Below are 26,366 nucleotides of genomic sequence, written 5' to 3' on the forward strand. Positions count from 1 at the left end.
GTGAACGCCCGGCATCGAAACGCGCTGGAATGCGCCCATCCCGGCCAGCAGGTTCTGCGTGGAGCAGCGCGGGGCGCGAGATGCAACGCCAGTTTGTATCAGTGATGTGATTCACCAAGTCAGGAGCATGACGATGAGCAACTTAACCCGATTTGATCCGTTTACGCTTGAGCCGATGTCGGAACTCTTCCAGGGGCTGTTCCGGCCGTTGCGCGGCACGGGCGGCGAACAGTCCCTTGCCGACATCAAGGTCGACGTGACCGAGAGCGATAGCGGTTACACCGTAAAAGCAGAGCTGCCGGGCGTCGAGAAAAAGGATATCGACGTGAAAATCGACGGCAACCTCGTTGCCATCAGCGCGAAAGTCGAACGGAATCAGGAAATGAAAGACGGCGAACGGGTGATTCGCCGGGAGCGGTATTCGGGCACCGTCAGCCGTGCGTTTTCATTGGCCAGCGAAGTCGATGAGAGTTCTGCCACTGCCGAATACAAGGACGGGGTGCTCTCTCTGACGCTGCCGAAGAAGGCGCCATCCGAACGCAAGCGCCTGCAGATCAACTGATCTTGCGTCGCGGGAGGCATGACAGCCTCATGCACCGCGCGACGCCGCATACCTATATGCCACTGAGGAGCACGCAATGAAGTCGGACATGGAATTGAAACGGCAGGTCGAAGACGAGCTGGCTTGGGATCCGGCGGTGAACGTCACGGACATTGGTGTCGAAGTGCATGATCGCGTCGTCACGCTGTCGGGCCATCCCGCGAGCTATGCCGAGAAGCTCGCGGCGGAAAAGGCCGCGCAACGGGTGGCGGGTGTAAAGGCAGTCGTCGTGGAGATGGATATCCGGCTGCTGCACACGGACGTGCGGACGGACGAAGAAATTGCCAATGCGGTTCGCACCATCCTGCACTGGACCGTGGGCTTGAGCGAAGAGGCGGTTAAGGTGCAGGTCGAGAAAGGCTGGGTGACGTTGCGCGGCGAGGTCGACTGTGCCTACCAGAGTCACGTTGCCACGCGCACGATTTCACAGATGCGTGGCGTAACAGGGGTCTCGAGCCTCATCCAGATAGGCGGCAATGCGGCGGCGCAAGATATCGGCGAACAGATCGGCAAAGCGCTGCAACGCCATGCGGAACGCGAGGCGAAGCATATCGACGTGAAGGTGCACGAGGGAACGGTTACGCTCACGGGCAAGGTCGACTCGACGGCGGAGCGCTCGGCCGTGCGCGGCGCGGCGTGGTCGGCGCCTGGTGTGCACGCGGTCGTCGACAACCTGACAGTGGGATGACACGTTCGCCTGCCGCAGTCGTTTCATTTCGACGACGTATCAAAGGAGCGACCCATGACGATTTCAGGTAACGTGAGCGATGGCGATTGGTCGGTCGCTGCAATGACGCATTGCACGGCGGGCGGCTTCGACTGTACGATCCAGCTTAGTCATCGCACGCCAGAGGGAATTTTCAAACATCGGTTCACGCACAGCAGTATTTTTCCGACGGAGCGCGAAGCCGTTCTGGCCGGTTTGCGCGAAGGTATGGATTGGGTTCAGCTCAAGATGTCGCATACCCTGTCGGTTCAGCCGCGCGACTGTCCCGCCGAGCCGGAGTGAGGTCAGCCGCGCGCGCCCTTGGTCCATCGCCGCATGCGTCCGCCTTTTCGCGTTCGACCGCGCGAACATCCATTCTCACGGCGTCCTTTTAATTCCTCCGCTCAGCCGCGCTTTCAAGGTGCAAGCCACCGGGAACGCACCCAGCTGAAATGGCCGCGGACCGGCGCCTCGGCCGAAGGTGAAGCCGGCGTCGAACCCACGAGACGGCTGTACCGGTATCAGGTTTCCTTAAGGTTAGGTCGTTAGCATCGCTTCTTTTGGGCGGTGTATTTTCCGGCGGTCGATTTGTGTGTTCTGGCCGTGCGCGCCGTCAATCCAATCAATTTCTGGTCGAATCGAGGAGCACGGATGGATAAGGTCTATGAAATGCGGCTTCCTGCATATGATGCAGTGGCGCGGACGCTGCACTGGCTAACGGCCGTCCTGATCGCGATGCAGTTTGTGATTGGCTGGACGATGCCCGATATCCATAAAGGCACGCAGCCCGTCGGCCTGATAGCCTGGCATCTCGGCGTCGGCTCGGCACTCATCGCTGTTATGGTGGTCAGGGTTCTCTGGCGATTGACCCATTGGCCAAGCCCGGAAGAGTTGCCGCCGTTGCTCAACATAGTCTCGCGCATCACGCATTTTCTGCTCTATGCGGCCTTGCTGGTTGTGCCGCTGCTCGGCTGGATCAACGCATCTTCGCGCGGCTGGACGATCCGCTTGCTGGGCCTCGTGCAATATCCGGCGCTGAGCGAGCCGGGCTCGGCTTTCGGCCACGAGATGGGTGATGTGCACGGCATCTTCGCATGGGTGCTCTTTGCACTCATTGTTCTGCATGTGGCCGCTGCACTATTCCATCGCTTCGTTCTGAAAGACCACGTGTTGCAACGGATGCTGCCCCAAGGAGGGCCGCCGCGCCATCCGGCGCGAAACCAGTGAAACAAGCCGCGTCGCGGGGCGCGTCGAAGACGAAGGTTGGCGCGTGCGCAAAGGCGGAAGCCGGTTATGGGCGAACGTTGTAATCACGGCGGTTTACGATGAAAGTGGCGACCTGCTGGGATTTGCGAAGATCACCCGTGATATGACAGAGAGGCGTCGGCTGGAAGACCTTGAGCGCGCGAGTGGCGCGTCGGCGCTCGTGCGACAGGCACGCGAGAAGAAGCAGAAGCGCATTGCACGCGAACTGCACGACGATCTGGGACAGCAGATCACTGCGCTCAAGATGACGCTCGCGCTCCACAAAACGGAACTGGCGCAGTTCGTTTCCGCAACGCGTCGCGCGCATCTGGGTTTAGTCCACGAGATGGCCAGCCAACTCGACGCGATGGCCACATCGATGCGGCGCATTGCCCCCGCTCTGCTTTAACGCGCTCCGTGATGTCGCACAGATGACGGTGTAAAGCCGGTTGTCGCCATCACGAGTCTGCGAGATCGACGCCTGGAGGGGAAATCCCGTCGGTGGCGCGCAAGCCGTAACGCACACGTTGCTTGCCCATCTCTTGGTCTGATACGCCGCTTCTGCCAACTGTTGTCAGCACGTTTCGCCCCAATGAACGCATCGCGAAACGGCCTGACGACGGCGCAAAGCGCACACGTTCGTGGCAAGCCGATTCGCGGTTGATTCAGGTCAACCGGCGCCTGACAGCCGCGTCTACATTGAACGCACTGTTGCCGCGCCCATGTTCGCCGCAACTTCGCGCTGCACGCATGCGGACGGCTTCATCAAGTCAGGAGATCCATCATGGCAGACCGATTCGTCACACCGTTCGATCTCTATCGCGCGAGTCCTTCGTTCGCGCTGCAAATGCTGAGGTTCAGTCACGAAACCCGGCAGCAAGCCTGCGATGCAAAGCAAGGGGAACCGCATGTCGGCTAAACGCGTTGCCTTTATTACTGGCGGCATGGGCGGTTTGGGCGCCGCGATCAGCCGACGTCTCCACGATGCCGGCATGGTGGTCGCCATGTCGCATTCCGAGCGCAACGATCATGTTGCCACCTGGCTTATGCAAGAACGCGAAGCCGGCCGCCATTTCGTCGCGTATGAGGCCGACGTGTCCAGCTTCGATTCGTGCGCGCATTGCGCGGAGCGGGTACTCGCTGAATTCGGCACGGTCGACATTCTGGTGAATAACGCGGGCGTCACCCGCGATTCGACTTTTGTGAAGATGAACAAGGAGGATTGGGACAAGGTGTTGCACACCGATCTCGATTCCATGTTCAACATGACCAAGCCACTGATCGGTGGGATGCTCGAACAGGAGTTCGGGCGGATTGTCAATATCAGCTCGGTGAACGGCTCGCGCGGCGCGTTCGGGCAAACCAATTATGCCGCGGCCAAGGCGGGCATCCACGGCTTCACGATGTCGCTCGCGCTCGAAGTGGCCAGACACGGCGTGACCGTGAACACGGTGTCGCCTGGCTACCTTGCCACGGCGATGACCGCGGCCGTCCCAAAGGATGTGATGGAATCGAAGATCCTGCCGCAGATCCCGGTGGGGCGCCTCGGTCGGCCGGGCGAGATCGCTGCCCTCGTGGCCTTCCTCTGTTCCGATGACGCCGGCTTTATCACCGGCGCGGATTTCCCGATCAACGGCGGCATGCATATGCGATAAAAACAACGCTCTGGCGACTGGCACACAAATTCTGCCGAGTCAGCGGCTTTGTAGCGCCTGAAGCATTCCGCGGCGCGCCGGCTACCGGTGTTTCACAAAGCCGTCGCGACAGCTTTGGCCAGTAATCGAGGCGGTCAAAACTTGCGATTGGCACTTCGGTATCGAGGCTCGCCGTTCGCTCCAATTCTTCGGCAGGAAGGGGTTTCTCGTTCGCCAGTTGCCGGATCAGCACGAGCGGGTCAGCGTCCGATTCCGATTTCGCACAAGAAGCGGCCGCACGCGCATGAAAATCGATTCTGGGCTCAGGACAAACGCGGACCGCCATGGTCCCTTGACCAAAGGCGTGCTTTCTGACCTGCCGCCCTGCCATGCGGGGCCGCTTGATACATGTCAATCGGCGCCTCATAACCGAGCCTAAAGTCGTTGATACAGCGTGCGTGATGCGATGAGCGAAGATCAGTGAACGCCCGGCTCTCCCTGACGCTGCCGAAGAAGGCGCCATCCGGACGCAAGCGCCTGCAGATCAACTGATCTGGCGAAAAGGCCGCGCGCGGCGCGGCGTCCCTTTAATTGCTCCGCTCAGCCGCGCTTTCAAGGTGCAAGCCACCCGGAACATACCCGGACCCTTCGAGATGATCCATGTCAAACGACATGGCGTCGTGCAGACCTAATCTCAAATGACGACGGGGGCTTGGCGCTTCCGGTACCGACGGCCGAGATGGGCGTCCCACGAATTAAATCATCCCAACTGTTCAGGAGGCTTACCATGCGCGCATCCGATGTCATGACCAGCAACGTTATATCCGTTACACCCGAGATGACCGTGCGAGAGGTCGCTAGAATTTTTGTCGACAACGGCATTAGCGGCGCGCCGGTTGTGGATGCCGACGGCCATGTCGCCGGCATGATCAGCGAAGGCGATCTGCTGCGCCGTACCGAAATCGGCACCGACGAGCGCACGCGAACCTCGTGGCTCGATTTCTGGTCCGCGAGCCAGGAGGCTCGGGATTACATCAAAACCCATGCGGTGAAAGTTCGCGATGTGATGACCACCGACGTGGTGACCGTTCAGCCCGAAACGCAACTCGGTGAAGTCGCCGGCATCCTCGAAACGCGGCGCATTAAGCGTGTGCCTGTGACGAGTGCTGGGCGGCTCGTGGGAATCGTGAGCCGGGCCAATCTAGTCCAAGCGCTGGCGAGCGTACCGGATGAACCGGCATCGGATGTGACGCTCTCCGACGGCGAGATCCGCGCGATGTTGATGGGCGAACTCGCGGGTCGCAAGTGGAGCTTCGCCGGACGCAATATCGTCGTCACAGACGGAGTCGTGCATCTGTGGGGCATCTTCCATTCGTTGGAAGCCGTCGAGGCGGTTCGTGTGGCGGCGCAAACCATACCCGGTGTCAAGCGCGTGGAGGATCACACCGAGCCTTATCCGGTCATGCCGGGCATCTAGCGGACGGCGGCCGAAACGGTTCGGCATCCAACTTTGGAGGTGTGATGGCTCAGCTATCAACATCGGCGGGAAGGTGTGGGTGATGGACCCGGCAGTGCAGACCATTGCGAGCAGCATCGGTATGCCGGCTTACATGCTCGATGCCGTGCGCAGCACTGACGGCGTGAAATATGCCGTGCCGCTGTACTCCGGCTCGGCGCTGGTCAAGCTGCGCGACGGCACTTATCAGGCGGTGAGCGTGATCGGGCTGGAACGACGCGAGCCTGTTTGGCTGGCCGATCATGAAGCAGGGCAAGATCGAAGACATTTACGCCGAGAACGGTTTCATTGCGATTGACGATGCCGAGTTCGTCAAACTGAAGAACCCCACGCTCGGCACCGATTTCGAACTGAACGACCACCACCTGCCGGTAAGAGGCGCGGGTCTGATAGGACGTGGTGTAGCGGGTTGTCGGGATATAGCTCACCGCGCGCTGCCGTCCGGTGAAGCGGCTCATGAGGGGCGACGCATGCCATGCGGAGAGGTCATGAGTGGGACACTCGCACTGTGTTGCGGTGACCGTTTCGCCTCAGGGGTTGTCCTCGCCGGCGAAGATGCCATGTGACGGTTGCACATCATCGCGATCGATACACTGCGCGTGCGAGTGGCCGGTCATGGTACGCGGTATTGAGTTACGGTCGCGCGAGTGATGCAAGCGACGATCGGCGGTCTGCGGGTCTTCCCGCTACGACAATACGTCGGCGAGCGGACGCCGCGGCGAATGGGGCGCCTGTCCGCCGCGGCCGACGCGTATCAGCAGTTGCGGCATGCCGTCCAGATTCAGGGTGGTGCGCAGTCGCTCGCGCAGCGGCGTCAATTCGATCGGCTGATTCAGATAGGACGCCGTCATGCCGGCTCCGGCAGCAGTCAATAGCACCCGCTCGAGCGCCTGGCCGGCTGCGAACCACGCGGAAGCGTCGTCGGTTCCGGTGGCAATGCATAGGAGTAACGGCGAGCCGACGGCCAGCGCGTGATGCGCCGCGGCCATGCCGCCACCCACGTCGAACGTGCGAATCACCGAGCTGACGAGCGGCACCGCGAGATCGAGCAAAGCGCGCATGCCGGCGGACAGCGCGGGCATGCCGTCTTGACTGCGCCGCGGATGCACCCAGCTGGCGAGCTCGCGGCGAAAGCGCGGATCCTTGAACTGCGCCCGATCGGCTTCCCCGATCAGCGCGGCGACATCTTCGCGGCTGGCGCCGCTTTCGATGCAGACAACGTCACAGCCTTCAGCCGCGCCAGCCTCCACGACCCGTCGTTGGAATTCGGAAGGCACGGGTTCGTCGACGAAGATCTCGCGAGTTGTGACGCGCTGCGGGATCGCGTCGAAGAGCGGGACGAGGCTAGTGTCGCAACGGCCCTCGCGCAAAATGCGCAGATGCGCCAGCACGTCCACGTCGGCCGGCGCGGGAAACGGCGTGATGGCGTAAGCCAGCCGGAAGTAGCTTAATGCGACGCGCAGATTGAACAGTGCCGCGCCACAGCTGATGATCAGTTCGCGATCGAACGGATCGACGACCGGCAACGCTCGCGTGCGGTCGGCACAGAGTGTCACGCAGCCGCCGTCGACGATGAAATGCCAGGGCTGCGTATTGTGGGTGGACGGCGCCAGCACCGCATAGTGAAGCGCAAAGCGCAATTTTTCTTCAACGCCGGCATGCTCATCGAACTGCCGTGCGTCGACGGACCATGCCGTCGGCTGGGGAATCGCGGTCATTCAGGTCTCCTTCACGCGTGTCCGGAGTACTGCGGGAGGTCATGGATTGAAGTATCGGGCGCACTATCTCAGAATAAAATCGGCGGTGAACGAACTTCAGGTAGGCGGACACGAACACGTGTAGGGGGTTTCCTACGAGCAACATTGATGAGGACGCGCGTCTTATAAGTGCTTACCGTCTTGGACAGACAACTCGCGGGCAATGTCGATGAGCGTTTGTCCTGCTGCGATGCGGCGGACACGTTCAATTTGTGATCCGACAGGCGCTGGGACAGGAAGGGGGCGCTTGATCTTCATCAAGCGAATTCTGGGTCGCGACTGCAGACTGAAGCTCTGATCGCCTGTTGGTCGCGGCCGTGCGCAGCGAGGCGAGTTCTGGGAGAAAGCCATGTACAAACGGATTCTCGTTGCAATCGACGGTAGTCAAGCCGCTCAACGCGCGCTCGAAGAAGCCTTGAAAATCGCTGAAGCGGCGCAGGCGACTGTGACTGCCGTGTTCGTGGCCGAACATGTCGCGCAAATGGTCGATATGAGCACCGGACTCCTTGACGAGCAGGCTCGCACGACAGCATCTGCCGAGGCCGCCATGGCCACGCTGGAAGACGCCCGAGCGTTGCTCCAGCAGCGCAAGGTGCGTGGTTTGACACGCATCATCGACGCCTACGGCGAGGATATTGCCAGCGTGCTTTGCCGTGTCGCCGACGAGTGCGAGGCCGATCTGCTGGTGGTGGGCACACATGGACGGCATGGGATCGGGCGCCTGTTGCTGGGCAGCGTGGCCGAGGCGCTCCTGCGGCGCGCCAGTGTGCCGGTTCTCGTGGTTCGGCGCGCGCATGACATCGACGAAATCCCGTCGAGCCTTTGAAGAAACCGGGCGGAGATGCCGAAAAAAAGAAACGCCCGGCAAGCAGGCGCTTTAAAACTACGCGAGGGCTCTTTCCACGTAATTTCCGGGATTCCCACAAGTCCTGAGGCGTCGGTTCAATGCGACATCAGCACAGGCACGGTCATCGACTGAAGCATGGTTTGTGTCACACCGCCGAGCAGCCGTTCCTGAACCCGCGTATGACCGTACGCGCCCATCACAACCAGATCGATATGCCGGTCGGTCAGCATGTTCAGCAGCAGTGCGCCCGCGGAGACGCCGGCCACCCGGGGTGCCGTTGCAAATCCGGCCTGGATGTTGTGCCGTTCCAGCCATGCGGCGACGTCGATGCCGGCAGGTTCGCCGCTGGCCGGGCTCGTTTGCACGGTCACCACGGTGACAAACTTCGCATGTCTGATAACCGGCAGCGCGTCAGCGAGGGCACGCGCGCTCTCGCGGCTGCCGTCCCAGGCAACCAGCACGTTTTCCGCGAACGTATGAACGGCGCCTGCATAAGGCAGCACGATGGCGGGCCGGCCTGAACTCATCACCACATCCTCGACAAAATGCCGGGCTATGTAAGATGAAGGGTCTTCTGGATCGCGCTCGCCCAGAATCAGCAGATCCGCATGGCGTGCGTGCAGGACCGCCGAGTCAGCCGCTGGGCCGGCCGGCGCACGCCATTCCACGCTACTCAGGCCGGCCCGCCCGGCCGCCGCGAGAAAGTGTGCCTGTGCGCTTTTGAGATTTGTGTCGCGTTGCGCTTCCTGCGTAGCGATCCATACACCTTCGCCGTGAAGAAAGATCGGCCGCGTCAGTTCCTGACACACTACGTAAAGGCCGATCAGATGTGCATCGTACCGGCGGGCCAATTCGAGCGCGAATTCGGTGCGCGCGGCGCTGTGGGTGCTGTCGTCCACATGGACAAGGAGAGTTTTGCAGGTCATGATAGTTCCTTGACGGCCTCGTTCGCAACTCGCGGGACGCCTGTCGCCGGTAGCGCGCAATGCGCGGAGATCATCAGCACCGCGCACTCGGCGACGCGTAGAAAGTGCTCGGCGACGCTGCCGAGCATCAGTCGCTGGAAACCGCGCCGGCCGTGCGTCCCCATCACCACCAGGTCGGCCCTGAAGTCGCTGGCCGCTCGCTGTATGCAACGTGCAACGTCGTCAGCGACCGGGTCGGCTTCCATGAGACGCGGCGTGCCCTGTACGCCGGCCTTGCGCATACGCGCGACGGCGCCGTCGATCACATGGGTGCCTTCTTCCGCGATCGCATTGCGAATATAAGATGGGTCGTAGGCGGGCACGTCATAGGCCATCAGCGGGACATTCACCACGAAAAGCGGCTGCAATTGCGCGTTGGCGTCGTGCGCCAGTTGCAATGCCGAGTCGAGCGCACGCTCCGAGGTGTCACTGCCGTCGAGGGCAACCAGAATCCGTTGGTACATGGCGAACTCTCCTTCATGGCGCGCTGCGGAGTTCCGCGCGCAGTTGTTCGTGCGACGCGTAGTATTCGGTGGTTCCGGCCATTACATAGAACGAACGCGAAGCGGGCGCGAACACGGCAAACACGTTGCTCAGATCGGCGTCGAACTGCCTGGCGAGCCGCAGGGCGAGTTCACGCCAGGGATGCGCTCGCTGACTCATATCCAGATGAACGACGATTGTCTTGTCGGTTATCGCAATGTTCCGGAAGTGGGTGAGCGGCGTATGGACGCGTGATCTGAGTCTAGGAGCCGCGTAGTCGGCGGCGTTGATTCAGATCAACGGCGTGTTAGAGCACGAGGCGACGGCCGACGCAAGCCAGCCTGATGAGCGCGAAGCGCGTTCAGCCGCCAGCTTGGCGAGCGCCGCGGAAGCGAGGCGAGCATGAGCGCTGTTCGCGCGGCTGGTCACAATGATCGGCAAGCGGGCGCCGAGCACAAGGCCCGCTGCATCGGCGCCTGCGAAGTGCACCAGTTGCTTTGCGAGCATGTTGCCCGCATCCAGACCCGCAACCAGCAGGATATCCGCCTGACCTGCGACGGGCGAATTGATCTGTCTGGTTTTCGCTGCCGCGAAACTGATGGCATTGTCGAAAGCCAGGGGGCCATCGACCAGAGCACCGGTGATCTGGCCGCGTGCTGCCATGACGGTGAGGGCGGCTGCGTCGAGCGTGGTCGGCATGTTGGCGTTCACGGTTTCCACGGCGGCAAGCACCGCGACCCGCGGCAACTCAACGCCGAGGACATGCAGCAGGTCGATCGCGTTCTGGCAGATGTCGCGCTTATCCCCTGCCGCAATGCGGGTGGCTGGCCGGGGTGCCGACGGGGCTCGCAAATGAATCCGCTAGATTCTTCATGACGCGTTGATCAGGACACTTCGGGCGGCCTGGCCAGTTGATCGGGATCAGCCGCTTCGACGTTGGACATGGCGGTGGCCGCGCACGGATGAATGCCTGTCACTGCATTCGAGCCAGGGAGCTCGACGGCTTCGAGGTGGATGGGTACCTCGCAGCGCCAGTGCAGCGATTCATCGAGATGGCGCCGTAGCGCATCGGCCGAAGCCGGTTCGCCGTGCGTCAGGAACACGCGCTTTGGCGCGACGGCGATGGAACGAAGCCAATCCGTCAATTCCCGATAGTCGGCGTGGGCGGACAGCGATGAAAGCGAAACGACCGAGGCGCGCACCGGCACATAGTCGCCGTGGATCTTGATGGCAGGCACGTGACCGGCAAGCGCCGCCCCACGCGTGCCGGCCGCCTGATAGCCGACCAGCGCGATGGTGTTGCGGCTATCGGGCGCGAACGTCTTCAGGTGATGCACGACTCGTCCGCCCGTCGCCATGCCGCTGCCGGCGATCACCACCATTGGGCCGCGCCGCGCGGACACGGCTTTGGATTCGTCGACGGTGCGCACCATCTCAGCCGCGTGGCCGATCGCATTGGCTTCGGTCATGCTCAGGCGGTGTTCGCCCACGTGATGCCGGTAAAGCTGTGTGACGCTGGATGCCATCGGACTGTCGAGATAGACCGGCACGTTGGCCATCCGCCCGCTCGCCTTCAACTGCGCGATGTAATGAAGAATGGTTTGCGCGCGGCCAACCGCGAAACTTGGGATCACCACCACACCGTCTTGCGCGAAGGTGCGTTCGAAGACTTCCGCCAGTTGCGTCGCGGGGTCGGCGGCTGCGTGCACACGATCTCCGTACGTCGACTCCAACACGAGATAGTCAGCGTGTGCGAGCGGCATGGGCGGACGCATGATTGGATCGTTCGGCCGGCCAACGTCGCCGGAGAAGGCGATCACCTTGCCTTCCATGCACAGCACGACGCTTGCGGCGCCCAGAATGTGCCCGGCCGGCAGCAGCCGGAAGCACGCGTGGTCGTTCAGTTGCTTCGGTAAGTCGAATTCGCGTGGCACCAGCAGGCGAAGCGCGTTTTCCGCGTCTTCGAGGGTATAAAGCGGCAGTGCCGGGCGATGCTTCGAGAATCCGTGCCGGTTGGCGAAGCTAGCTTCTTCTTCCTGGAGCCTGGCGCTGTCGCGCAACATCACCTCGCAGAGGTCACGCGTGCCGCGCGTGCAATAGACCGCTCCGCGATAACCCAGCCGCGCGAGAATTGGCAGGTAGCCGCTATGATCCAGGTGGGCATGCGTGAGGATCACGGCGTCCAGCGTCTCCACGGGAACCGGAAAGGCTTCCCAGTTACGCAGACGCAGATTCTTTGTGCCCTGAAAGAGTCCACAGTCGATCAGCACGCGTAAACCCGCACCCTCCAGCAGATACCTCGAGCCAGTGACGGTTTCCGCCGCGCCCAAAAAAGTCAGCTTCATTTTCCTCACCTCTTCTGACGGATGGACTGCACGTTTGTCACGCCGCCGCGCGTTGGGCAAAGTTGTTGCTCAGCGCCTCTGCGAAACGTTTGAAGGCGTGTAGCGAGCCCACGACGCTTTGATATTTCTCGCGGCCGATTTGCCCGTCCAGTGTGATCAGCATTCCGGCCTCACGGGCCAGCGCGAGGATCTCGAGTTCGCTCGCGGCGTTGCAGTTGCGCTGCAGTTGCGCGGCCGGCGCCGTGGCGCCGGCGCAAGAAGCATTGTTCGACATGGCCGTCTCCTTGAATGTCCACCTCGGCGCGCTCATTGGCGGCATCGCGAGCGCGATTGATTGCTGCTGTCTCGAAATTGAGTATTGGTCAGGGCAAGGCGGATAGAAATCAGTTGACGCTGAGCTTTGCGTAGGGCGGCCTACGTTGATGTCAGGAATTTCCTACAGGCAACGGCGCAGTGATGATGGGCAGGGTGGACGCTTGATGTGGATCATGAGAATTCCCCAAACCGCACCTATGCTCGGGGCATGCACTGCGAATCCCGCAGGTGAATGCATGGCGGCGCGTGGTAGGGAGATCGAAATGTCCGAAGCAAAAGTTCTTGTCGTCTATTACTCGCGCACCGGCACCACGCGCTCGCTCGCGTCGGGGTTGGCGAAGATGCTGGGCGCCGATCTGGAGGAGATCTGCGACTGCAGCAATCGCGAAGGGCCCGGTGGCTATCTGCGCTCTCTCCTCGATGCTATCCGTAGGCGGCAAGTGGAGATCGTGCCGGCAGGGCTGGATGTCTCGGCTTACGACCTGGTGGTCATCGGCTCGCCGGTGTGGGCGGGGTCGGTGTCGGCCCCGGTGCGTTCATACCTCATGGAGAATCGAGCGCGGTTGCCGCAGGTGGCGTTCTTTTGCAGCTTCGGCGGGCGGGGCGCCGACAAAGCGCTGCGTGAAATGCAGCAGATTGTGGGCAAGCCAGCCGTCGCCGAATGCAAGGTCACTGCGAACGAGGCACTTCACGGTGTACACCCCGCCCTTGCCGTGTTTGGCAGTGACCTCAAGCGCCACATCGCCAGATCGCGGAATCTCGAATGGGCATGCTGATTCGCCGGGGATGAGCGGACGTGGGAAATAGATTGGTCCTTGCCGTAATGATCGCCGGTTTCGCGGCGTGCACCACCGATGCTCGCCTTGCCGCGCTCCGCGATACGGAAATTCAGCTCGGCGAAGCGCGCGCCCATGCGTCGGTGGAATGTTCCACGCGCGCAGATTGCGATCGTCTTTGGGCCCTGACCAGGACGTACGTTGCACAGCGTTCAGTGACGCCGATCCGCCACGCCGACGAAGCGGTGATCGAAACAGCCGAGCCGCACATGTTTGGCGCGGTCTATGTGTGGGCGGCGCGGACGACCGATGAAACAGGAGCCTCGACGATCAGCCTCAAGGGTATGTGCCGGGGTATGTATCGCGCAGATGGCAGCCCCGGCTGGCTGTACAAAAGTTGCGCCGAGCAGATCCGTGCGGTGGAAATGAATTTCCGCGCATTCATTGGCGCGTCGTGACGATGGGCAAAGACGGCCCAGCCTCCTGACTGCGGACCGCGAGTCATCATGTGCGATACGTTTGATAAAGGTCATTTTTCCGGGCCGATAGCGGCGTTACTTTTCGACTGTTCAAGCTGCCACGGGATCCCTATGTCGAGTCATCCAGCAGCAGATCCAAAAGCAGGACAGCCGGCCGGAAACGAGGGCTGGGTCGTCGCCGTGCGAGGCGCGGTCGTCGACGTCAGGTTTGCGGACGGTCCGCTTCCTCCAATCGACGACGCACTCCTGATCCTATCGGACGATTCGCCGCGGAAAACGAAGCCCGCGTGCGCGCAATGATGGCTGCGCGCGCCAATGTGAAGGACACGCTCGACGAACTGACGCAACGGCACCGGCAGGTCCGTCAGGACAAAATCACGGCTGACATCGTCGAATTGGCGGCGAGTGCCGAGACTGCCGTTTGAGCGGACGCGTAGTTGATATCTTGACGCAAGTCAATTAGCTCAGGCCGTTCGCGCCGATGATCTAAACGTCCGGGCGGAGTTTTCATATCGTGATGGCAGCAATGCGGCCGCGGCAGACGATTTCACAGCGAGTTGCGCGACAAGGTGTTACGCCAGGGAGAAGGCAAATGGGAGTTGGCATGCAAATCGTCTATCTCGGCTTCGTGGGAACGTCGCAAATCGAAGCCGAGGCGGCGTCGCAATTGATTCGTCTGCAACGTTTCGGCAAGTCCATTGCGGGCTGCCACCTGGCGGTCGAAGCCGTCCGCGTGACACCGGACGGCTGCCGGAACGGTGCCCATGTCGGTGAAGCGCCCACACCGCTGTTCGACGCCCGGCTCGACCTGATCATGCGCGATGGCGAACTGGTCCCGGTCAGACATTGCCTCGACGCCAGCGCCAACGCGGCGATCAAGGCCGCATTCGATTTCGCCGAACAGAAGCTCAATGGCACTCCGGCTCGTACGCGGCCCTGAGCCGCTCGATACCGAAGGCGGGCCGCCCGCCTTGTCTTTCGCCATGCACACTGAGGAGGAGACCATGTACGAAAACATTCTGGTAGCCGTGGACGGCAGCGAAGCGTCCAACCGTGCGCTCAACGAGGCGATCCGCATGGCCAAACTGGCGCACGCCAAACTGACCGCCGTCTACGTTATCGACCAGTCTGGCGCATTTACGTACGCAGGCGCCTGCGACCCGCATCTGCTGACCGACGCCGCGCGCCAGGTCGGGCGAAGCCTGCTTGACGACGCTGTAGCGAGGATGAGCGAGCTCAACCTGCCCGGGCATTCCGAAATTATCGAGACGCTGGGCATCGCCGAGGACATCGCCAGTTGTATCGCTCGCTATGTCGACGCGCACGGCGTGGATCTCGTCGTGATGGGCACGCACGGCCGGCGTGGGATGCGGCGCATGGTGCTGGGCAGCGTCGCCGAGCGTTTCGTGCGCCATTCGCCGTGCCCCGTGCTGCTTGTTCGGGGGCCTGCGGTCGACGCCTGAGCGGGAAGCAGGGCAGGGTCCCATCAGCGTGAGCGCTGGCGCGATCCGTACGCACTGACGGGACATTTTTCCAGGTGTGCTGCGGACGCTGACTTCCGCTTGATACATGTCAAGCGAGACTATGTCGGCCGGCCTACAGTCAGTCGTACAGCAGTTCTGTTTCGTTCAACGGAGGCATGACATGAAAGCGCTCGTGTATCACGGTCCCGGCAAGAAATCGCTCGATGAGCGGCCGATTCCCAAGCTCGCCGCACCCGGCGATGCGATCGTCAAGATGACGCGCACCACGATTTGCGGCACCGATCTGCACATCCTGAAAGGAGACGTGCCGACTTGCGCGCCTGGCCGCATTCTCGGACATGAGGGGGTTGGCATCGTCCAGGAGGTCGGCGCGGCCGTTTCCGCGTTCAAGCCTGGCGATAGAGTGCTGATCTCGTGCATTTCTTCGTGCGGCAAATGCGACTACTGTCGGCGCGGGATCTATTCGCACTGTACGACAGGCGGCTGGATTCTGGGTCACAAGATCGACGGGACGCAGGCCGAGTACGTGCGCATTCCGCACGCCGAGACCAGTCTGTACCCGATCCCGGCCGGCGCCGACGAAGAAGCGCTCGTCATGCTCTCGGACATTCTTCCCACCGGCTTTGAATGCGGCGTGCTGAACGGCAAGGTGCAGCCGGGTTGCACAGTGGCGATTGTCGGCGCTGGCCCGATCGGCCTCGCCGCGCTCCTGACCGCGCAGTTCTATTCCCCGGCGCAGATCGTGATGATCGACCGTGACCGCAATCGTCTCGAGGTTGCGAGCCGCTTCGGCGCCACGGCCTGCGTCGACATCGGCAGTGCCGATCCGGTGGCCACCGTGATGCAACTGACGGACCAGACGGGTGTCGATTGCGCGATCGAGGCCGTAGGGGTACCCGCGACGTTCGAATTGTGTGAAGCGCTCATCGCGCCCGGCGGCGTGATTGCGAATGTCGGCGTGCATGGCGTGAAGGCCGATCTGCACCTGGAAAAACTGTGGGACCGCAACATCTCGATCACGACGCGTCTGGTCGACACCGTCAGCACGCCGATGTTGCTCAAGACTGTCCGCGCGAAGCGCATCGATCCCGCGCAACTCATTACCCACCACTTCCAGCTGGAGGATGTTGCCAACGCCTATGACACTTTTGGCCGAGCGGCCGAAACGCATGCGCTCAAAGTGATTATCGAGGTGTCTTAGGCATTTTATGAAACCTGGTATTCATGACGTGCATGGCTGATTCAAGGCGTGGCACGATGAGCAATCTGACAGGATCAAGGTGCGGCTGAACGCTAACGCGTCGACCGCAGCATTACCGCGGATACTGCCGCGCACGGCAGCGATATCGTCCGGTATATGGCGCAGCGCGTTGAGGGCGCGCCGCACGTGCAGTGCATAAACTTCGCCCTCACGGGTGAGTTGTACGCCTCGCGCGCCGTGCGATGAAACAGCGCGATATCCGCGCCATTCTCAAGAATCCGCACTGTGCTGCTGACGGCCGGCTGGCTGGCGCCGAGCGCCTGCGCCGCGCTTGGCATATGCTGATGGCGCACGAGCGCCACGAACAACTGCAGGTGCGCGTGTTCAGCAAGTAGGAGGGAATTGAGCCAGGAGTGAAGGCTCGTGCGCGCACCTGGCGCGTCGCGCACCATTACGCGAGGGCATGCAATACCGCGGAAATGCGCCGGCTGCGTTTGTCGACGGCACGTCCAGCAAAGCTGGGCAGCCATCCCCGATGGCCGACGTCCCAGAAGCCGTTCGCCGAGCGTTTTCTCGAGCTCCCGCGCGGAGCCCGTCACGGCTGATTGCGCGCGAAAGAGCAGCGCCGCCGCCCGGCTTGCACTGCCGTGTTCGACAACGATGGTAAGCACACACAGTTAGGCGAGATTGAGCAGTTCGGCGGTCACGGATGTGGAGTTGGCCAAGAGAGCGGACATGCGAAGTAAGCGCAGGGTCACGCAGCGGTGCCATAGAGTGGCAATATTTTCGATTCGAGCATCGCGATCGCCTGAATGGCAAGTTGCGACAGCGTGTGCTTGCTACTGGTTGCAATCGCGAGACGGCTGAAGAGCGTCGGCTCGGTAATGCGGATCACCTTGAAGCGCCGCTTGAGTGCATCGCTCGTAGTCGCATTGAGCGATAGCACTGCGTAGCCGATACCCTCGCTGACCAGATCGAGAATCGAGGTCACTGCATCGACCTCCAGTTCGATCCGCAATCTTACGCCTTGTTCCGCGGCAGCCGCCTCGACCATCCGTCTGATCGCGTGCATGCGGCCGGGGATGATGAGCGGGTAGCGCACGATTTCCCGCAGCGTGATCGTTGTGGTGGGCTCGCGTACTGCCTCTGCGAGTGTATCGCCGCTGTCCGGGCCGATCAGAAACAGTTCCTCAGTAAAGATGGTTCGCTTGTCGATCAACGGCGTGTCGAATGTGTCGTACAGGACCGCGACGTCGATGCGGCCCATCATCAGCCATTCGATCAGATAGGTGGACAAGCCTTGAGCCACCGAGATAGTCGCCCCGGGAAAGGAGGAACGAAAGCTACGGACGAGTTCATGTGTGGCGACTCTCGCGAAGCTGGGAGTAATGCCGATGCCGAAATGACCGCCGGGCGCGCCATGCAACTCGTCCAGATCCTGTGAGGCGCGCTGCACCTGCTGCAGGATACCTTTGGCATGCGCGAGCATCCGCTGGCCCGCCGGCGTCAACGTCACGCCGCGGCCGGTGCGCTCGAGCAGCGTATGCCGCAATTCCACTTCCAGATGCCGCACCAGCCGGCTCAGAGCGGGCTGATTCGAGTCCAGCGTGATCGCGGCACGTGTAAAGCTGCCGAGTTCAGCGACGTGAACGAATGCCTCGAGCTGCTTCAGGTCCATTTTCGGCAATTCATGTGAAATTCACATATCAGCTAGTTGAATATGGCGATTGTATCCATCCATCGTCACGGCCACAATGCATTCAACCCATAGCAAGCCGCCCCCTGCGGCAATGACATCGAGACGACGCGCCATGAAATCCTGCCTGCCTCCGGATCCCCACCCCGTTCGACCCTCTCAGCAACTTCCTGCCGGCGCGTGTGACGCGCATTGCCACGTATTCGGCCCTGCCGCTCAGTTTCCTTACGCGCCGGACCGTAGCTACACGCCACCCGATGCCCCTTTCGAGCGCCTTGTTGCGCTGCACGATTTTCTCGGCGCGAGCCGCGGCGTGATCGTGCAGGCAAGTTGCCACGGCACGGACAACACTGCGATGCTGGATGCGATTGCGCGCGGCAACGGACGCTATCGCGGCGTCGCGATTGTCGACGGCGACGTCACCGACGAACAATTGGCCGACCTCGACGCGCGCGGCGTGCGTGGCGTGCGCTTCAATTTCGTCGCGCATCTGGGCGGTGCGCCCGACCTCGACGTTTTCGACCGCGTGCTCGAACGTATCGAGCGGCTTGGCTGGCACGTCGTGCTGCATCTCGATGCACAGGACATTCTCCAATACGCCGAGCGGATCGCGCGTATCAAGGTACCGTTCGTGATCGACCACATGGGCCGCGTACGCGCGGAAGCCGGGGTCGATCAGCAGCCTTTCCGCCAGCTTCTGGAACTGATGCGCAATCCGCTCGCCTGGGTCAAGGTGTGCGGGGCCGAGCGCGTGTCCGCGGGCCGCCGTCCGTTCGACGATGCGATTCCGTTCGCGCGCACCCTGATCGAAGCCGCGCCCGACCGCGTGCTATGGGGTACCGACTGGCCGCATCCAAACATCAGCAAGGACATGCCGAACGACGGCGAACTGGTTGATCTGCTGTTCCGCTTCTGTCCGGACGAGGCGCTGCGCGAACAACTGCTCGTGACTAACCCGGCGCGGCTTTACCGGTTCTAGCGGCTCGTTCGGCTAACAAACTTTTGAACTGCCACACCGAGAATGGCAGTCAGGCGGAAATCCGGAATCGACCGGCTTTTCGTTCACTATTCGAATCAGGAGACAACGATGACCGGTATGCATCGCCACGCGGATAATGCGGCCCCCTCGGCCGATCAGGAAGCAGCGTCATGAACAATAGTGCTGTCATGACGTCCCCCGCGCCCAGCGCGAAGAAACCCTTCTATCGCACGCTGTATTTCCACGTTTTGATCGCGATCCTGCTTGGCGTGCTGCTCGGTCATTTCGCGCCGTCGCTCGCCGTGCAGATGAAACCGCTCGGCGACGCGTTCATCAAGCTGGCCAAGATGGTGATTGGCCCGATCATTTTCTGCACCGTCGTCACCGGCATCGCCGGCATGGGCGACATCAGGAAGGTCGGGCGTGTCGGCGGCAAGGCGTTGCTGTATTTCGAAATCGTATCGACGGTGTCGCTCGTCATTGGGCTCGTGGCCGGACATCTGTTCCATCCCGGCAAAGGCTTCAATCTGAATCCAGCGACCATCGACACGAAAGCGCTCGCCGGATTCACGACCGCCGCGCATGAACAGAACACGGTCGACTTTCTGATGCACATCATTCCCGACACCGTAGTCAGTGCATTCTCGACCGGTAACGTGCTGCAGATTCTGCTGATCTCGGTGCTGTTCGGGGCGGCGCTTGCGGCTACCGGAGAATATGGCCTGCCGCTGGTTCGCATGATCGACCGCTTTGCACATACGTTCTTCGGCATCGTTCACATCATCATGAAGGTCGCGGCGATCGGCGCGTTTGGATCGATCGCGTTCACGATCGGCACCTACGGGATCGGCGCCGTACTGCCACTGGTCAAGCTGATCGGGACGTTCTACCTGACGCTTGCCTTCTTCGTGCTGGTGGTGCTCGGCATCATTTCCCGGTTACTCGGCTTCAGCATCCTGCGCTTCCTGAGCTATATCCGCGAGGAAATCCTGATCGTGCTCGGGACGAGTTCGTCGGAAGCCGCGCTGCCGCGCATGCTCGAAAAGCTCGAACGGCTTGGCTGCTCCAAATCGGTGGTGGGTCTGGTGATTCCGGCCGGCTATTCATTCAATCTGGACGGCACCAACATCTATCTGACGATGGCCGTGCTGTTCATCGCGCAGGCCTTCAACATCGAACTTACCCTGACGCAGCAACTGACGCTCGTGGGCGTGGCGATGCTGACGTCAAAAGGTGCAAGCGGCGTGGCTGGCGCGGCCTTTGTGATGCTGACGTCGACATTGATGGTGTTCCCAATCATTCCAGTGTCAGGAATGGTGCTGATCCTCGGCATCCACCGCTTCATGGGAACGGGGCTGGCGATCGCCAACACCATCGGCAACGGCGTCGCCACGTTGGTCGTGTCCGCCTGGGAGCATGAGCTTGATCGTTCGAAACTGAACGCGGAAATGTCCCGCCGTCATATCGAATGATCGGCTAGCTGGCGAGAAAAACCCTCCTGTATGTCCGTGTCTGTCTGCCTGTGCCAGCGGCGCAGGCAGCGGGAAACGTTCGCGCATAAAACAACAACTGGTTTGGAGACGAAATATGATGTCCCGTAAGAACAGCCGCACCTACGCGCCCTTGAATTTCAACGCGGCATGGCTGGGCGCCGCACTGCTCGCGGCCAGTGGGCTCGCCGCACGTGCCGCGCACGCCGACGATTCACAGGCAGCCGCGGGCGCAGCGACGATGGCAGGCTCGGCAGTGCAACTGTATGGATTGATCGGTATGTATCTCGACAGTTCAAAACTGAGCACGACGCGCGCAAGCACGGTCCAGCTGGGCGGCGGCGGGATGACAACGTCGTTCTGGGGCATGCGCGGCCGGGAGGACATTGGTGGTGGCAATGCGGTCTTCTTCGCGCTCGAGAGTTTTTTCAGGCCGAACACGGGGCAGATGGGACGCAATGCGACTGATGGCCTGTTTTCGCGCAATGCGTACGTCGGCCTGACCGGCGCATATGGCACGTTCAAGTTCGGAGCGCAGACCAATCCAACCTATATAAACCAGATCTTCGTCAATCCGTTTGGTTCGTCCGTAGTGTTTTCGCCGCTGATTGTGCAGTCGTACACGGCGAGCTACAACAATACGCAGATCGGCGACACCGTTTGGGCCAACGCCATCGAGTATGTTTCGCCCAGCTACGGCGGCCTCACCGGCACCGCAATCTATGGCGTCAGTAGCACCGCGGGCCAACAGGGGAAGGACAACATCGGTTTGCATCTGACTTACGCAAACGGGCCGCTCACAGCGGTGTTCTCTGCGCAGCGCGTTCGGACGGCGGCAGTCGCGCCATCAAGCGGTCAGTACCTTTATCTTGCAGGCGCCGCGTACGATGCAAAGCTCGCCAAGTTCTACGGGGCCGCGCAGATGACGAGCAACAACGACGTCGAGACTGGCTCGCACACCTACGAGCTGGGCGTTTCCATACCGTTGTCGCCGTCGAACGTGATCCTTGCCGAATGGGCGCGCACGAAGCACAGCGCACCGCTGAACCATAGCAACGTACGCAACACCGGCTCCATTGCATACGACTACATCCTGTCGAAGCGCACGTATGTATACGCGGTCTATTCCTACGACAAACTGACGGCCAATCCGTCGGGCAGTACATACGGCGTTGGGATGCAGCATACGTTTTAAGGCGAGGCGACTCTGCAGTCGCAAAAGACTCGCTAACGAAGTCGGCGCGCATCATTCGCACCATCGCGCCGGTAACTCAACCAGTTTTTGGAGCGACGATGATCATCGACATTCACGGCCACTACACGACCGCGCCGAAGGCGCTCGAGACGTGGCGCAACCGCCAGATTGCGGGCATCGGGAGTCCTTCGGAGATGCCCAGGGTTTCCGAATTGCAGATCGGGGACGACGAGTTGCGCGAATCGATTGAAAGCAACCAGTTGCGGTTAATGCGCGAGCGCGGCCTCGATCTGACCATTTTCAGCCCGCGTGCGAGCTTCATGGCACATCACATTGGCGACTTCGAAGTCTCGAGCACGTGGGCCGCCATCTGTAACGAACTCTGCTACCGGGTGAGCCAGCTCTTTCCGGAGCATTTCATTCCGGCTGCGATGCTTCCCCAGAGCCCTGGCGTGGACGTCGCCACCTGCATTCCCGAACTGGTGAAATGTGTCGAACAGTATGGCAACGTTGCGATCAATCTGAATCCGGACCCGTCGGGCGGCCACTGGACCAGCCCGCCACTGTCCGACCGCTACTGGTACCCGATCTACGAGAAGATGGTCGAGTACGACATGCCTGCGATGGTCCACGTCAGCACGAGTTGCAACGCGTGCTTCCACACCACTGGCGCACATTACCTGAACGCGGACACAACCGCGTTCATGCAGTGCCTGACCTCGGACCTGTTCCGCGACTTTCCGACGCTGCGCTTCGTGATTCCGCATGGCGGCGGCGCTGTACCGTACCACTGGGGTCGCTTTCGCGGGCTCGCCCAGGAGCTGAAGAAGCCGCTTCTGACGGAGCATCTGCTCAACAACGTCTTCTTCGATACCTGCGTCTATCACCAGCCGGGCATCGACCTGCTCACCCGCGTCATTCCTGTGGACAACATCCTGTTTGCTAGCGAGATGATCGGCGCGGTGCGCGGCATCGATCCGGAGACCGGCAACTATTTCGACGACACCAAGCGCTACATCGAGGCCGCGCACATCGACGCAGACGAGCGGTACAAGATTTACGAGGGCAACGCACGACGCGTGTACCCGCGTCTGGACGCAGCATTGAAAGCGAAGGGACATTGATCATGTATGAACTTGGAGTGGTGTATCGCAACATTCAGCGGGCAGGCAGCGACGTTGCCGCAAAGCTCGGTGCGCTCGGGACTGCCACGGTACACGAGGCAATGGGACGTACAGGACTGATGAAGCCCTACATGCGTCCGATCTATAGCGGCGCGCAGGCGAGCGGCACGGTTGTCACGGTCCTGCTGCAACCAGGCGACAACTGGATGCTGCACGTCGCGGCGGAGCAGATCCAGCAGGGCGACATCGTGGTTGCCGCTGTCACGGCCGATTCCACCGACGGCTTTTTTGGCGACCTGCTGGCGACGAGCTTCAAGGCGCGCGGCGCGCAAGGGCTCGTCATCGACGCAGGCGTGCGCGACGTGCGCGTGCTGGCGGAGATGAACTTCCCGGTATGGAGCAAGGCGATCTCGTCCAAGGGGACAGTCAAGGCGACGCTCGGTTCGGTGAACATACCCGTCGTGTGTGCGGGGGCGCTGGTAAATCCTGGAGATGTTGTCGTCGCGGATGACGACGGTGTAGTCGTGGTGCCCGCAGCATGGGCGCCGCAGGTGCTCGAAAAAGCGGCCGCGCGGGAAGCCAACGAAGGCGAAAAGCGCGCGAAGCTGGCCGCCGGCGTGCTCGGCCTGGATATGTACAACATGCGCGAGCCGTTGCAACAGGCCGGCCTGCGCTATATCGATTGAAAAGGCGAAGAACATGGCCATCGGTCAAACCATGAATGAGCAGATCACCGGCGTCTCGTCGATGGCCACGCGCCAGCTGCTGGCCGAGCTGGTAAAGGAATACGGGCGGATATCGGGGCGGCGGGTGGCCATCGAGTCGGTCGGCGGCGTCGACGCTGCCCGGCGCGTCCAGGCGGGTGAGCCGTTGGATATCGTCGTGCTTGCGGCCGACGCGCTCGACCGGCTTGCCGCAGCCGGCCGGATCGATCCGGCCAGTCGGATCGAACTGGTCCGTTCGGGCGTTGCGATTGCGGTAGTAGCCGGCGCTCCGCGGCCCGAGATCGGCACTGAAGCCGCGTTACGCGACACCATTCTGGCCGCGCGTAGTATCGGCTACTCGACGGGGCCGAGCGGTTCGCACCTGGGCCGCCTGTTCGAACGCTGGGGCATCGCCGAGACCATTGCGCCGCGCATTGTGCAGGCGCCTCCGGGTGTCCCGGTCGGCATCCTTGTCGCGCGCGGGGATGTCGAGCTCGGTTTCCAGCAATTGAGCGAGTTGATGCACCTGCCGGGCATCGATGTCATCGGTTCTTTGCCCCCCGAAGTGCAGATCATCACGACCTTTTCAGCGGCCATATGCATGGCATCCAGGGAAAGAGATGCATCGAGGGCATTCCTCTCATTTCTGGCCTCCCCCGCGGCGTCCCCCGCCAAGCTTCGTCACGGCATGGAGCCGGCGTGACAGAAGACGGACCTTGCTTAAACCTTCCGTGCACGGGAGCACGGCGCTCGTCACCGGGCTCACGTCGCGGTTGCGCGCGCGCGGGAAGCTTCATCATGACGGTGTGTCCCCGGATGAGTCATTTTGTCGAACGGGCCACTGACGTCTGCTCGGCGTATCGCAGGCCATCCATGCGTCGGCGGGGAGCGGCCTATCGATTTGCCCGGGCAGGAGAACAGGGCCGCGGCTTTGCCGTGGTCGCGGGAGAAGTGCGCACGCTTGCACAACGCTCGTCGTCTGCGGCAAGGGAAATCAAGGATTTGATTGATACGTCCGCAGATCATGTACACGCCGGAAGTTTGCTGGTTGCGGAGGCCGGCCAACGGATGAATGAGATCGATACGAGCGTGCGGCGCGTGACAGATATCATGCGTGAGATATCCGCCGCTTCAGCCGAGCAACAAACCGGTATTGAACAGGTTGCACTGGCGGTTACGCAAATGGACGAAGTGACGCATTAGAATGCCGCGCTCGTCGAAGAAGCAGCGGCGGCGCGGTCACTGGAGGATCAGGGGCGCGACCTGCAGGCGACCGTTGCAGTATTCAGATTGTCGGACTATAGACGTCTTCCGGGCAATGCGTGAGCAGTGTCTCGCAGTAGCAGCTCCGAGGTTGACGACCACGGTAGTGTGTGGGGCTAAAACATGAAACATGTCGTCCTTGGGGCGTTGGGCAAACTATCGTGCGGCAAACGCCTGATTCATCTGGCGGGCGCGTTTGTGTTCGTCACTTTGACTCGTCCAGCGCGGGCTGGCATGTCGCAGCTTTCCGGCGGCTGCGGGGTGGTCATCCGCAATGACATCAGCGACCTGATCAAAGAACCGCCGCCTCATGTTCCACAATCGGATTCCCGTAATACCCGTGGTGCTGTCCCGCTCGAGGTTCGTGACGGGAAGTTGCCGGTTGTCTGGGTCTCGCGCCGACGCCGTATGCGAGTTGCACCAGCGAGGTCGAGCAGGGCATCAGCAAGGCCGGCAACAAACGAGCTCGGTGGTTGATGGCGGAACTCGCGTGGAGCTGGCTGCGCTTCCGGCCGGCCAGCCAGTTGAGCCTATCGTTTAACCAGCGCTTTGCCGGTGGGTGGCAAGCGCTCGCGACGTATCGTGACTTCCAATGTCCCATAGATGTGTGTCGCATACACCGGTTGCATCCGCTTGCTTAACTGGGCACTCAACCCGACGGCGGGTTAATTCAATAGTCCAGGTACTTACCCCTAAGGTCAAATACTAGGGTTGCTGCTGCACTCGGTGCTCAGCGCTTTCTCAACACCAGAGGGGTAGTAAGATGAAACTGTTGATCAAGACCATCATGGTCGCCGCCACCATCGTGGTACCGGCACTCGCGTTCGCCGAAACGAATGGGCCGCTTACGCGTGCGCAGGTCCGTTCGCAGCTCATCGAGCTCGAACAGGCCGGATACAATCCCGGCGCTGATTGCTCGGGGAATTGCCCAGAGGGTCTCCAACGCGCTGAAGGCGTGGTCGCGCGACGTCGTCAGAGCAACGCAAACGCCGCGTATGGTCCGGCGTTGAACGGCACCACGCAAGCCGGCAAATGAGTCGGACACAGTCGGATCGGCCCGGAACGAATGGCTCGTGGCTGATCCCTGTGCCGGCGCGCGCAACGCGACAATTAACCCACCGGTCAAGCACGCGCCAAAATTCTTTAGTAGACCAGTGGCTACACGTTAGTAAAAATGCCGCTGCATTAAAAGTGCAGACAGCGAGACAACTCAATCACCATCGGTGGATAGGTCTTCCACGGACATCGTTCCAACGTTCGATATCCCGCCGCATGCGAGGCGCGGGAGGTCTTTCACCAACCTGCCAAGTCGACAAATAAGCTTGCAGTGGAGATGATCCGCGGTAGCTGGGCGCTTCACAAGGCGACATATGAAGCTGGTGCATCGAATCCCGCTGGCACTGAGAAGCGTGTTGCTTATCGCGTCGGGGGCGAGGCGTCGGGCGTCGCGCAGACAAATACGCCGCGAACGCTTACGAGAAACCGATCGAAGTCGACGATGCACAGGCACGCGAGGTCGGCGATGCGCTGGTTGCATTCATGAACCAAGGTGCAGAACCGT

The 26,366-nt window shown here is 61.5% G+C and carries 30 protein-coding genes and 5 pseudogenes; 26 read left to right on the forward strand and 9 right to left on the reverse strand.

Annotated elements, in window-relative coordinates; genetic code table 11:
* Window positions 1-133: 133 nt before the first annotated feature.
* The 10 genes and pseudogenes from B0G71_RS22665 to B0G71_RS22705 form a co-directional block, all read left to right on the forward strand.
* Window positions 134-562 (forward strand): Hsp20/alpha crystallin family protein, encoded by a 429-nt coding sequence (locus B0G71_RS22665; RefSeq protein ID WP_116144319.1) that lies wholly within the window; start codon window positions 134-136, stop codon window positions 560-562.
* Window positions 563-638: 76 nt separating this feature from the next.
* Entirely contained in the window at window positions 639-1,289 is a 651-nt protein-coding gene (locus B0G71_RS22670) for a BON domain-containing protein (protein WP_116144321.1), read from the forward strand.
* Window positions 1,290-1,343: 54 nt separating this feature from the next.
* Window positions 1,344-1,610, forward strand: coding sequence for a UDP-glucose 4-epimerase (locus tag B0G71_RS22675; RefSeq protein ID WP_116144323.1), 267 nt, complete (start codon window positions 1,344-1,346; stop codon window positions 1,608-1,610).
* 348 nt (window positions 1,611-1,958) lie between these two features.
* Window positions 1,959-2,534 carry a cytochrome b gene (locus tag B0G71_RS22680; protein ID WP_116144325.1) on the forward strand — a complete coding sequence of 192 codons (576 nt, stop codon included), beginning with the start codon at window positions 1,959-1,961 and terminating at the stop codon, window positions 2,532-2,534.
* 43 nt (window positions 2,535-2,577) lie between these two features.
* A pseudogene (locus B0G71_RS42695) lies at window positions 2,578-2,640 on the forward strand (hypothetical protein); the annotation flags it as partial.
* Window positions 2,641-2,676: 36 nt separating this feature from the next.
* Window positions 2,677-2,961, forward strand: coding sequence for a histidine kinase (locus tag B0G71_RS22685; RefSeq protein WP_404935478.1), 285 nt, complete (start codon window positions 2,677-2,679; stop codon window positions 2,959-2,961).
* A gap of 375 nt (window positions 2,962-3,336) precedes the next feature.
* Window positions 3,337-3,471, forward strand: a complete 135-nt coding sequence (locus B0G71_RS42035) for a hypothetical protein (protein ID WP_258875641.1) — start codon at window positions 3,337-3,339, stop codon at window positions 3,469-3,471.
* A complete protein-coding gene (gene phbB / locus B0G71_RS22690) occupies window positions 3,461-4,207 on the forward strand; it encodes an acetoacetyl-CoA reductase (RefSeq protein WP_116144327.1) in 747 nt (248 codons plus the stop codon). The genes B0G71_RS42035 and phbB overlap by 11 nt, the downstream gene beginning before the upstream one ends.
* Window positions 4,208-4,973: 766 nt before the next feature.
* Complete coding sequence (locus B0G71_RS22700) at window positions 4,974-5,663, forward strand: CBS domain-containing protein (protein WP_116144329.1); 690 nt, start codon at window positions 4,974-4,976, stop codon at window positions 5,661-5,663.
* Between the two features lie 37 nt (window positions 5,664-5,700).
* Window positions 5,701-6,097: pseudogene (locus B0G71_RS22705) on the forward strand (ABC transporter permease); the annotation flags it as partial.
* Window positions 6,098-6,388: 291 nt separating this feature from the next.
* On the opposite strand, the gene B0G71_RS22710 reads toward B0G71_RS22705, so the two are convergent.
* Window positions 6,389-7,420 (reverse strand): Acg family FMN-binding oxidoreductase, encoded by a 1,032-nt coding sequence (locus B0G71_RS22710; protein WP_116144331.1) that lies wholly within the window; start codon window positions 7,418-7,420, stop codon window positions 6,389-6,391.
* A gap of 388 nt (window positions 7,421-7,808) precedes the next feature.
* On the opposite strand from B0G71_RS22710, the gene B0G71_RS22715 reads away from it, so the two are divergent.
* The gene (locus B0G71_RS22715) at window positions 7,809-8,285 is read left to right on the forward strand and encodes a universal stress protein (RefSeq protein ID WP_116144333.1); all 477 of its coding nucleotides are present in this window, start codon (window positions 7,809-7,811) and stop codon (window positions 8,283-8,285) included.
* Window positions 8,286-8,401: 116 nt separating this feature from the next.
* Here B0G71_RS22715 and B0G71_RS22720 read toward each other — a convergent pair whose 3' ends face one another.
* The 6 genes and pseudogenes from B0G71_RS22720 to B0G71_RS22745 all read right to left on the reverse strand — a co-directional run bounded on the left by B0G71_RS22720 (window position 8,402) and on the right by B0G71_RS22745 (window position 12,373).
* The gene (locus tag B0G71_RS22720) at window positions 8,402-9,232 is read right to left on the reverse strand and encodes a universal stress protein (protein ID WP_116144335.1); all 831 of its coding nucleotides are present in this window, start codon (window positions 9,230-9,232) and stop codon (window positions 8,402-8,404) included.
* On the reverse strand, window positions 9,229-9,735 hold the full coding sequence (locus B0G71_RS22725; protein WP_116144337.1) for a universal stress protein: 507 nt from the start codon (window positions 9,733-9,735) through the stop codon (window positions 9,229-9,231). Before B0G71_RS22725 ends, B0G71_RS22720 begins: the two co-directional genes overlap by 4 nt.
* Before the next feature lie 13 nt (window positions 9,736-9,748).
* Window positions 9,749-9,934 carry a hypothetical protein gene (locus B0G71_RS22730; protein ID WP_116144339.1) on the reverse strand — a complete coding sequence of 62 codons (186 nt, stop codon included), beginning with the start codon at window positions 9,932-9,934 and terminating at the stop codon, window positions 9,749-9,751.
* A 111-nt stretch (window positions 9,935-10,045) separates the two neighbouring features.
* Window positions 10,046-10,555 (reverse strand): annotated as a pseudogene (locus tag B0G71_RS22735) (phosphate acyltransferase); the annotation flags it as partial.
* An 83-nt stretch (window positions 10,556-10,638) separates the two neighbouring features.
* Window positions 10,639-12,099, reverse strand: a complete 1,461-nt coding sequence (locus B0G71_RS22740) for an MBL fold metallo-hydrolase RNA specificity domain-containing protein (protein WP_116144341.1) — start codon at window positions 12,097-12,099, stop codon at window positions 10,639-10,641.
* A 37-nt stretch (window positions 12,100-12,136) separates the two neighbouring features.
* A complete protein-coding gene (locus B0G71_RS22745; protein ID WP_116144343.1) occupies window positions 12,137-12,373 on the reverse strand; it encodes a hypothetical protein in 237 nt (78 codons plus the stop codon).
* Window positions 12,374-12,677: 304 nt separating this feature from the next.
* On the opposite strand from B0G71_RS22745, the gene B0G71_RS22750 reads away from it, so the two are divergent.
* The 6 genes and pseudogenes from B0G71_RS22750 (at window position 12,678) to B0G71_RS22780 (ending at window position 16,354) form a co-directional block, all read left to right on the forward strand.
* Window positions 12,678-13,190 (forward strand): flavodoxin, encoded by a 513-nt coding sequence (locus B0G71_RS22750; protein ID WP_116144345.1) that lies wholly within the window; start codon window positions 12,678-12,680, stop codon window positions 13,188-13,190.
* 47 nt (window positions 13,191-13,237) lie between these two features.
* Entirely contained in the window at window positions 13,238-13,648 is a 411-nt protein-coding gene (locus B0G71_RS22755) for a hypothetical protein (protein ID WP_241974934.1), read from the forward strand.
* 284 nt (window positions 13,649-13,932) lie between these two features.
* A pseudogene (locus B0G71_RS22765) lies at window positions 13,933-14,094 on the forward strand (F0F1 ATP synthase subunit gamma); the annotation flags it as partial.
* Between the two features lie 179 nt (window positions 14,095-14,273).
* Window positions 14,274-14,609, forward strand: coding sequence for a hypothetical protein (locus B0G71_RS22770; RefSeq protein ID WP_309546265.1), 336 nt, complete (start codon window positions 14,274-14,276; stop codon window positions 14,607-14,609).
* A gap of 64 nt (window positions 14,610-14,673) precedes the next feature.
* Window positions 14,674-15,132 (forward strand): universal stress protein, encoded by a 459-nt coding sequence (locus B0G71_RS22775; RefSeq protein ID WP_116148781.1) that lies wholly within the window; start codon window positions 14,674-14,676, stop codon window positions 15,130-15,132.
* A gap of 181 nt (window positions 15,133-15,313) precedes the next feature.
* The gene (locus B0G71_RS22780; RefSeq protein WP_116144351.1) at window positions 15,314-16,354 is read left to right on the forward strand and encodes a zinc-dependent alcohol dehydrogenase family protein; all 1,041 of its coding nucleotides are present in this window, start codon (window positions 15,314-15,316) and stop codon (window positions 16,352-16,354) included.
* A 92-nt stretch (window positions 16,355-16,446) separates the two neighbouring features.
* Here B0G71_RS22780 and B0G71_RS22785 read toward each other — a convergent pair whose 3' ends face one another.
* Both B0G71_RS22785 and B0G71_RS22790 read right to left on the reverse strand, forming a co-directional pair.
* Entirely contained in the window at window positions 16,447-17,025 is a 579-nt protein-coding gene (locus B0G71_RS22785) for a LysR family transcriptional regulator (protein WP_309546266.1), read from the reverse strand.
* A gap of 83 nt (window positions 17,026-17,108) precedes the next feature.
* Window positions 17,109-18,032 (reverse strand): LysR family transcriptional regulator, encoded by a 924-nt coding sequence (locus B0G71_RS22790; protein WP_116144353.1) that lies wholly within the window; start codon window positions 18,030-18,032, stop codon window positions 17,109-17,111.
* A 133-nt stretch (window positions 18,033-18,165) separates the two neighbouring features.
* On the opposite strand from B0G71_RS22790, the gene B0G71_RS22795 reads away from it, so the two are divergent.
* The 9 genes and pseudogenes from B0G71_RS22795 to B0G71_RS22840 all read left to right on the forward strand — a co-directional run bounded on the left by B0G71_RS22795 (window position 18,166) and on the right by B0G71_RS22840 (window position 25,841).
* The gene (locus B0G71_RS22795) at window positions 18,166-19,029 is read left to right on the forward strand and encodes an amidohydrolase (protein ID WP_116144355.1); all 864 of its coding nucleotides are present in this window, start codon (window positions 18,166-18,168) and stop codon (window positions 19,027-19,029) included.
* Window positions 19,030-19,199: 170 nt separating this feature from the next.
* Window positions 19,200-20,501, forward strand: coding sequence for a dicarboxylate/amino acid:cation symporter (locus B0G71_RS22800; RefSeq protein WP_116144357.1), 1,302 nt, complete (start codon window positions 19,200-19,202; stop codon window positions 20,499-20,501).
* 118 nt (window positions 20,502-20,619) lie between these two features.
* The gene (locus B0G71_RS22805; protein WP_116148783.1) at window positions 20,620-21,714 is read left to right on the forward strand and encodes a porin; all 1,095 of its coding nucleotides are present in this window, start codon (window positions 20,620-20,622) and stop codon (window positions 21,712-21,714) included.
* A gap of 98 nt (window positions 21,715-21,812) precedes the next feature.
* The gene (locus tag B0G71_RS22810; RefSeq protein ID WP_116144359.1) at window positions 21,813-22,838 is read left to right on the forward strand and encodes an amidohydrolase family protein; all 1,026 of its coding nucleotides are present in this window, start codon (window positions 21,813-21,815) and stop codon (window positions 22,836-22,838) included.
* A gap of 2 nt (window positions 22,839-22,840) precedes the next feature.
* A complete protein-coding gene (gene ligK / locus B0G71_RS22815) occupies window positions 22,841-23,524 on the forward strand; it encodes a 4-carboxy-4-hydroxy-2-oxoadipate aldolase/oxaloacetate decarboxylase (RefSeq protein ID WP_116144361.1) in 684 nt (227 codons plus the stop codon).
* A gap of 13 nt (window positions 23,525-23,537) precedes the next feature.
* Window positions 23,538-24,245, forward strand: coding sequence for a substrate-binding domain-containing protein (locus B0G71_RS22820; protein ID WP_258875642.1), 708 nt, complete (start codon window positions 23,538-23,540; stop codon window positions 24,243-24,245).
* Window positions 24,246-24,430: 185 nt separating this feature from the next.
* Window positions 24,431-24,868 (forward strand): annotated as a pseudogene (locus B0G71_RS42040) (methyl-accepting chemotaxis protein); the annotation flags it as partial.
* A 323-nt stretch (window positions 24,869-25,191) separates the two neighbouring features.
* Complete coding sequence (locus B0G71_RS22835; RefSeq protein WP_241975046.1) at window positions 25,192-25,446, forward strand: IS110 family transposase; 255 nt, start codon at window positions 25,192-25,194, stop codon at window positions 25,444-25,446.
* A gap of 122 nt (window positions 25,447-25,568) precedes the next feature.
* Window positions 25,569-25,841: a DUF4148 domain-containing protein gene (locus B0G71_RS22840; RefSeq protein ID WP_116144363.1), complete on the forward strand. Its 273-nt coding sequence runs from the start codon at window positions 25,569-25,571 to the stop codon at window positions 25,839-25,841.
* The last annotated feature ends 525 nt before the right edge of the window (window positions 25,842-26,366 follow it).

This window comes from Paraburkholderia sp. BL27I4N3, from assembly GCF_003386115.1.
Taxonomy (GTDB): Bacteria; Pseudomonadota; Gammaproteobacteria; order Burkholderiales; family Burkholderiaceae; genus Paraburkholderia.

Excerpts from the sequence above, each read along its gene's own strand:
- B0G71_RS22780 (WP_116144351.1), top strand. The coding sequence starts at position 15,314 with ATGAAAGCGCTCGTGTATCACGGTCCCGGCAAGAAATCGCTCGATGAG.
- B0G71_RS22840 (WP_116144363.1), top strand. The coding sequence starts at position 25,569 with ATGAAACTGTTGATCAAGACCATCATGGTCGCCGCCACCATCGTGGTA.
- B0G71_RS22710 (WP_116144331.1), bottom strand. The coding sequence starts at position 7,420 with ATGACCGCGATTCCCCAGCCGACGGCATGGTCCGTCGACGCACGGCAG.
- B0G71_RS22790 (WP_116144353.1), bottom strand. The coding sequence starts at position 18,032 with ATGGACCTGAAGCAGCTCGAGGCATTCGTTCACGTCGCTGAACTCGGC.
- B0G71_RS22740 (WP_116144341.1), bottom strand. The coding sequence starts at position 12,099 with ATGAAGCTGACTTTTTTGGGCGCGGCGGAAACCGTCACTGGCTCGAGG.
- B0G71_RS22670 (WP_116144321.1), top strand. The coding sequence starts at position 639 with ATGAAGTCGGACATGGAATTGAAACGGCAGGTCGAAGACGAGCTGGCT.
- B0G71_RS22730 (WP_116144339.1), bottom strand. The coding sequence starts at position 9,934 with ATGAGTCAGCGAGCGCATCCCTGGCGTGAACTCGCCCTGCGGCTCGCC.
- B0G71_RS22745 (WP_116144343.1), bottom strand. The coding sequence starts at position 12,373 with ATGTCGAACAATGCTTCTTGCGCCGGCGCCACGGCGCCGGCCGCGCAA.
- B0G71_RS22675 (WP_116144323.1), top strand. The coding sequence starts at position 1,344 with ATGACGATTTCAGGTAACGTGAGCGATGGCGATTGGTCGGTCGCTGCA.
- B0G71_RS22805 (WP_116148783.1), top strand. The coding sequence starts at position 20,620 with ATGTCCCGTAAGAACAGCCGCACCTACGCGCCCTTGAATTTCAACGCG.
- phbB (WP_116144327.1), top strand. The coding sequence starts at position 3,461 with ATGTCGGCTAAACGCGTTGCCTTTATTACTGGCGGCATGGGCGGTTTG.
- B0G71_RS22810 (WP_116144359.1), top strand. The coding sequence starts at position 21,813 with ATGATCATCGACATTCACGGCCACTACACGACCGCGCCGAAGGCGCTC.
- B0G71_RS22665 (WP_116144319.1), top strand. The coding sequence starts at position 134 with ATGAGCAACTTAACCCGATTTGATCCGTTTACGCTTGAGCCGATGTCG.
- B0G71_RS22795 (WP_116144355.1), top strand. The coding sequence starts at position 18,166 with ATGAAATCCTGCCTGCCTCCGGATCCCCACCCCGTTCGACCCTCTCAG.
- B0G71_RS22770 (WP_309546265.1), top strand. The coding sequence starts at position 14,274 with ATGCAAATCGTCTATCTCGGCTTCGTGGGAACGTCGCAAATCGAAGCC.
- B0G71_RS22680 (WP_116144325.1), top strand. The coding sequence starts at position 1,959 with ATGGATAAGGTCTATGAAATGCGGCTTCCTGCATATGATGCAGTGGCG.
- B0G71_RS22820 (WP_258875642.1), top strand. The coding sequence starts at position 23,538 with ATGGCCATCGGTCAAACCATGAATGAGCAGATCACCGGCGTCTCGTCG.
- B0G71_RS22700 (WP_116144329.1), top strand. The coding sequence starts at position 4,974 with ATGCGCGCATCCGATGTCATGACCAGCAACGTTATATCCGTTACACCC.
- B0G71_RS22800 (WP_116144357.1), top strand. The coding sequence starts at position 19,200 with ATGAACAATAGTGCTGTCATGACGTCCCCCGCGCCCAGCGCGAAGAAA.
- B0G71_RS22755 (WP_241974934.1), top strand. The coding sequence starts at position 13,238 with ATGATCGCCGGTTTCGCGGCGTGCACCACCGATGCTCGCCTTGCCGCG.
- B0G71_RS22715 (WP_116144333.1), top strand. The coding sequence starts at position 7,809 with ATGTACAAACGGATTCTCGTTGCAATCGACGGTAGTCAAGCCGCTCAA.
- B0G71_RS22685 (WP_404935478.1), top strand. The coding sequence starts at position 2,677 with ATGACAGAGAGGCGTCGGCTGGAAGACCTTGAGCGCGCGAGTGGCGCG.
- B0G71_RS42035 (WP_258875641.1), top strand. The coding sequence starts at position 3,337 with ATGGCAGACCGATTCGTCACACCGTTCGATCTCTATCGCGCGAGTCCT.
- B0G71_RS22720 (WP_116144335.1), bottom strand. The coding sequence starts at position 9,232 with ATGACCTGCAAAACTCTCCTTGTCCATGTGGACGACAGCACCCACAGC.
- B0G71_RS22750 (WP_116144345.1), top strand. The coding sequence starts at position 12,678 with ATGTCCGAAGCAAAAGTTCTTGTCGTCTATTACTCGCGCACCGGCACC.
- B0G71_RS22725 (WP_116144337.1), bottom strand. The coding sequence starts at position 9,735 with ATGTACCAACGGATTCTGGTTGCCCTCGACGGCAGTGACACCTCGGAG.
- ligK (WP_116144361.1), top strand. The coding sequence starts at position 22,841 with ATGTATGAACTTGGAGTGGTGTATCGCAACATTCAGCGGGCAGGCAGC.
- B0G71_RS22775 (WP_116148781.1), top strand. The coding sequence starts at position 14,674 with ATGTACGAAAACATTCTGGTAGCCGTGGACGGCAGCGAAGCGTCCAAC.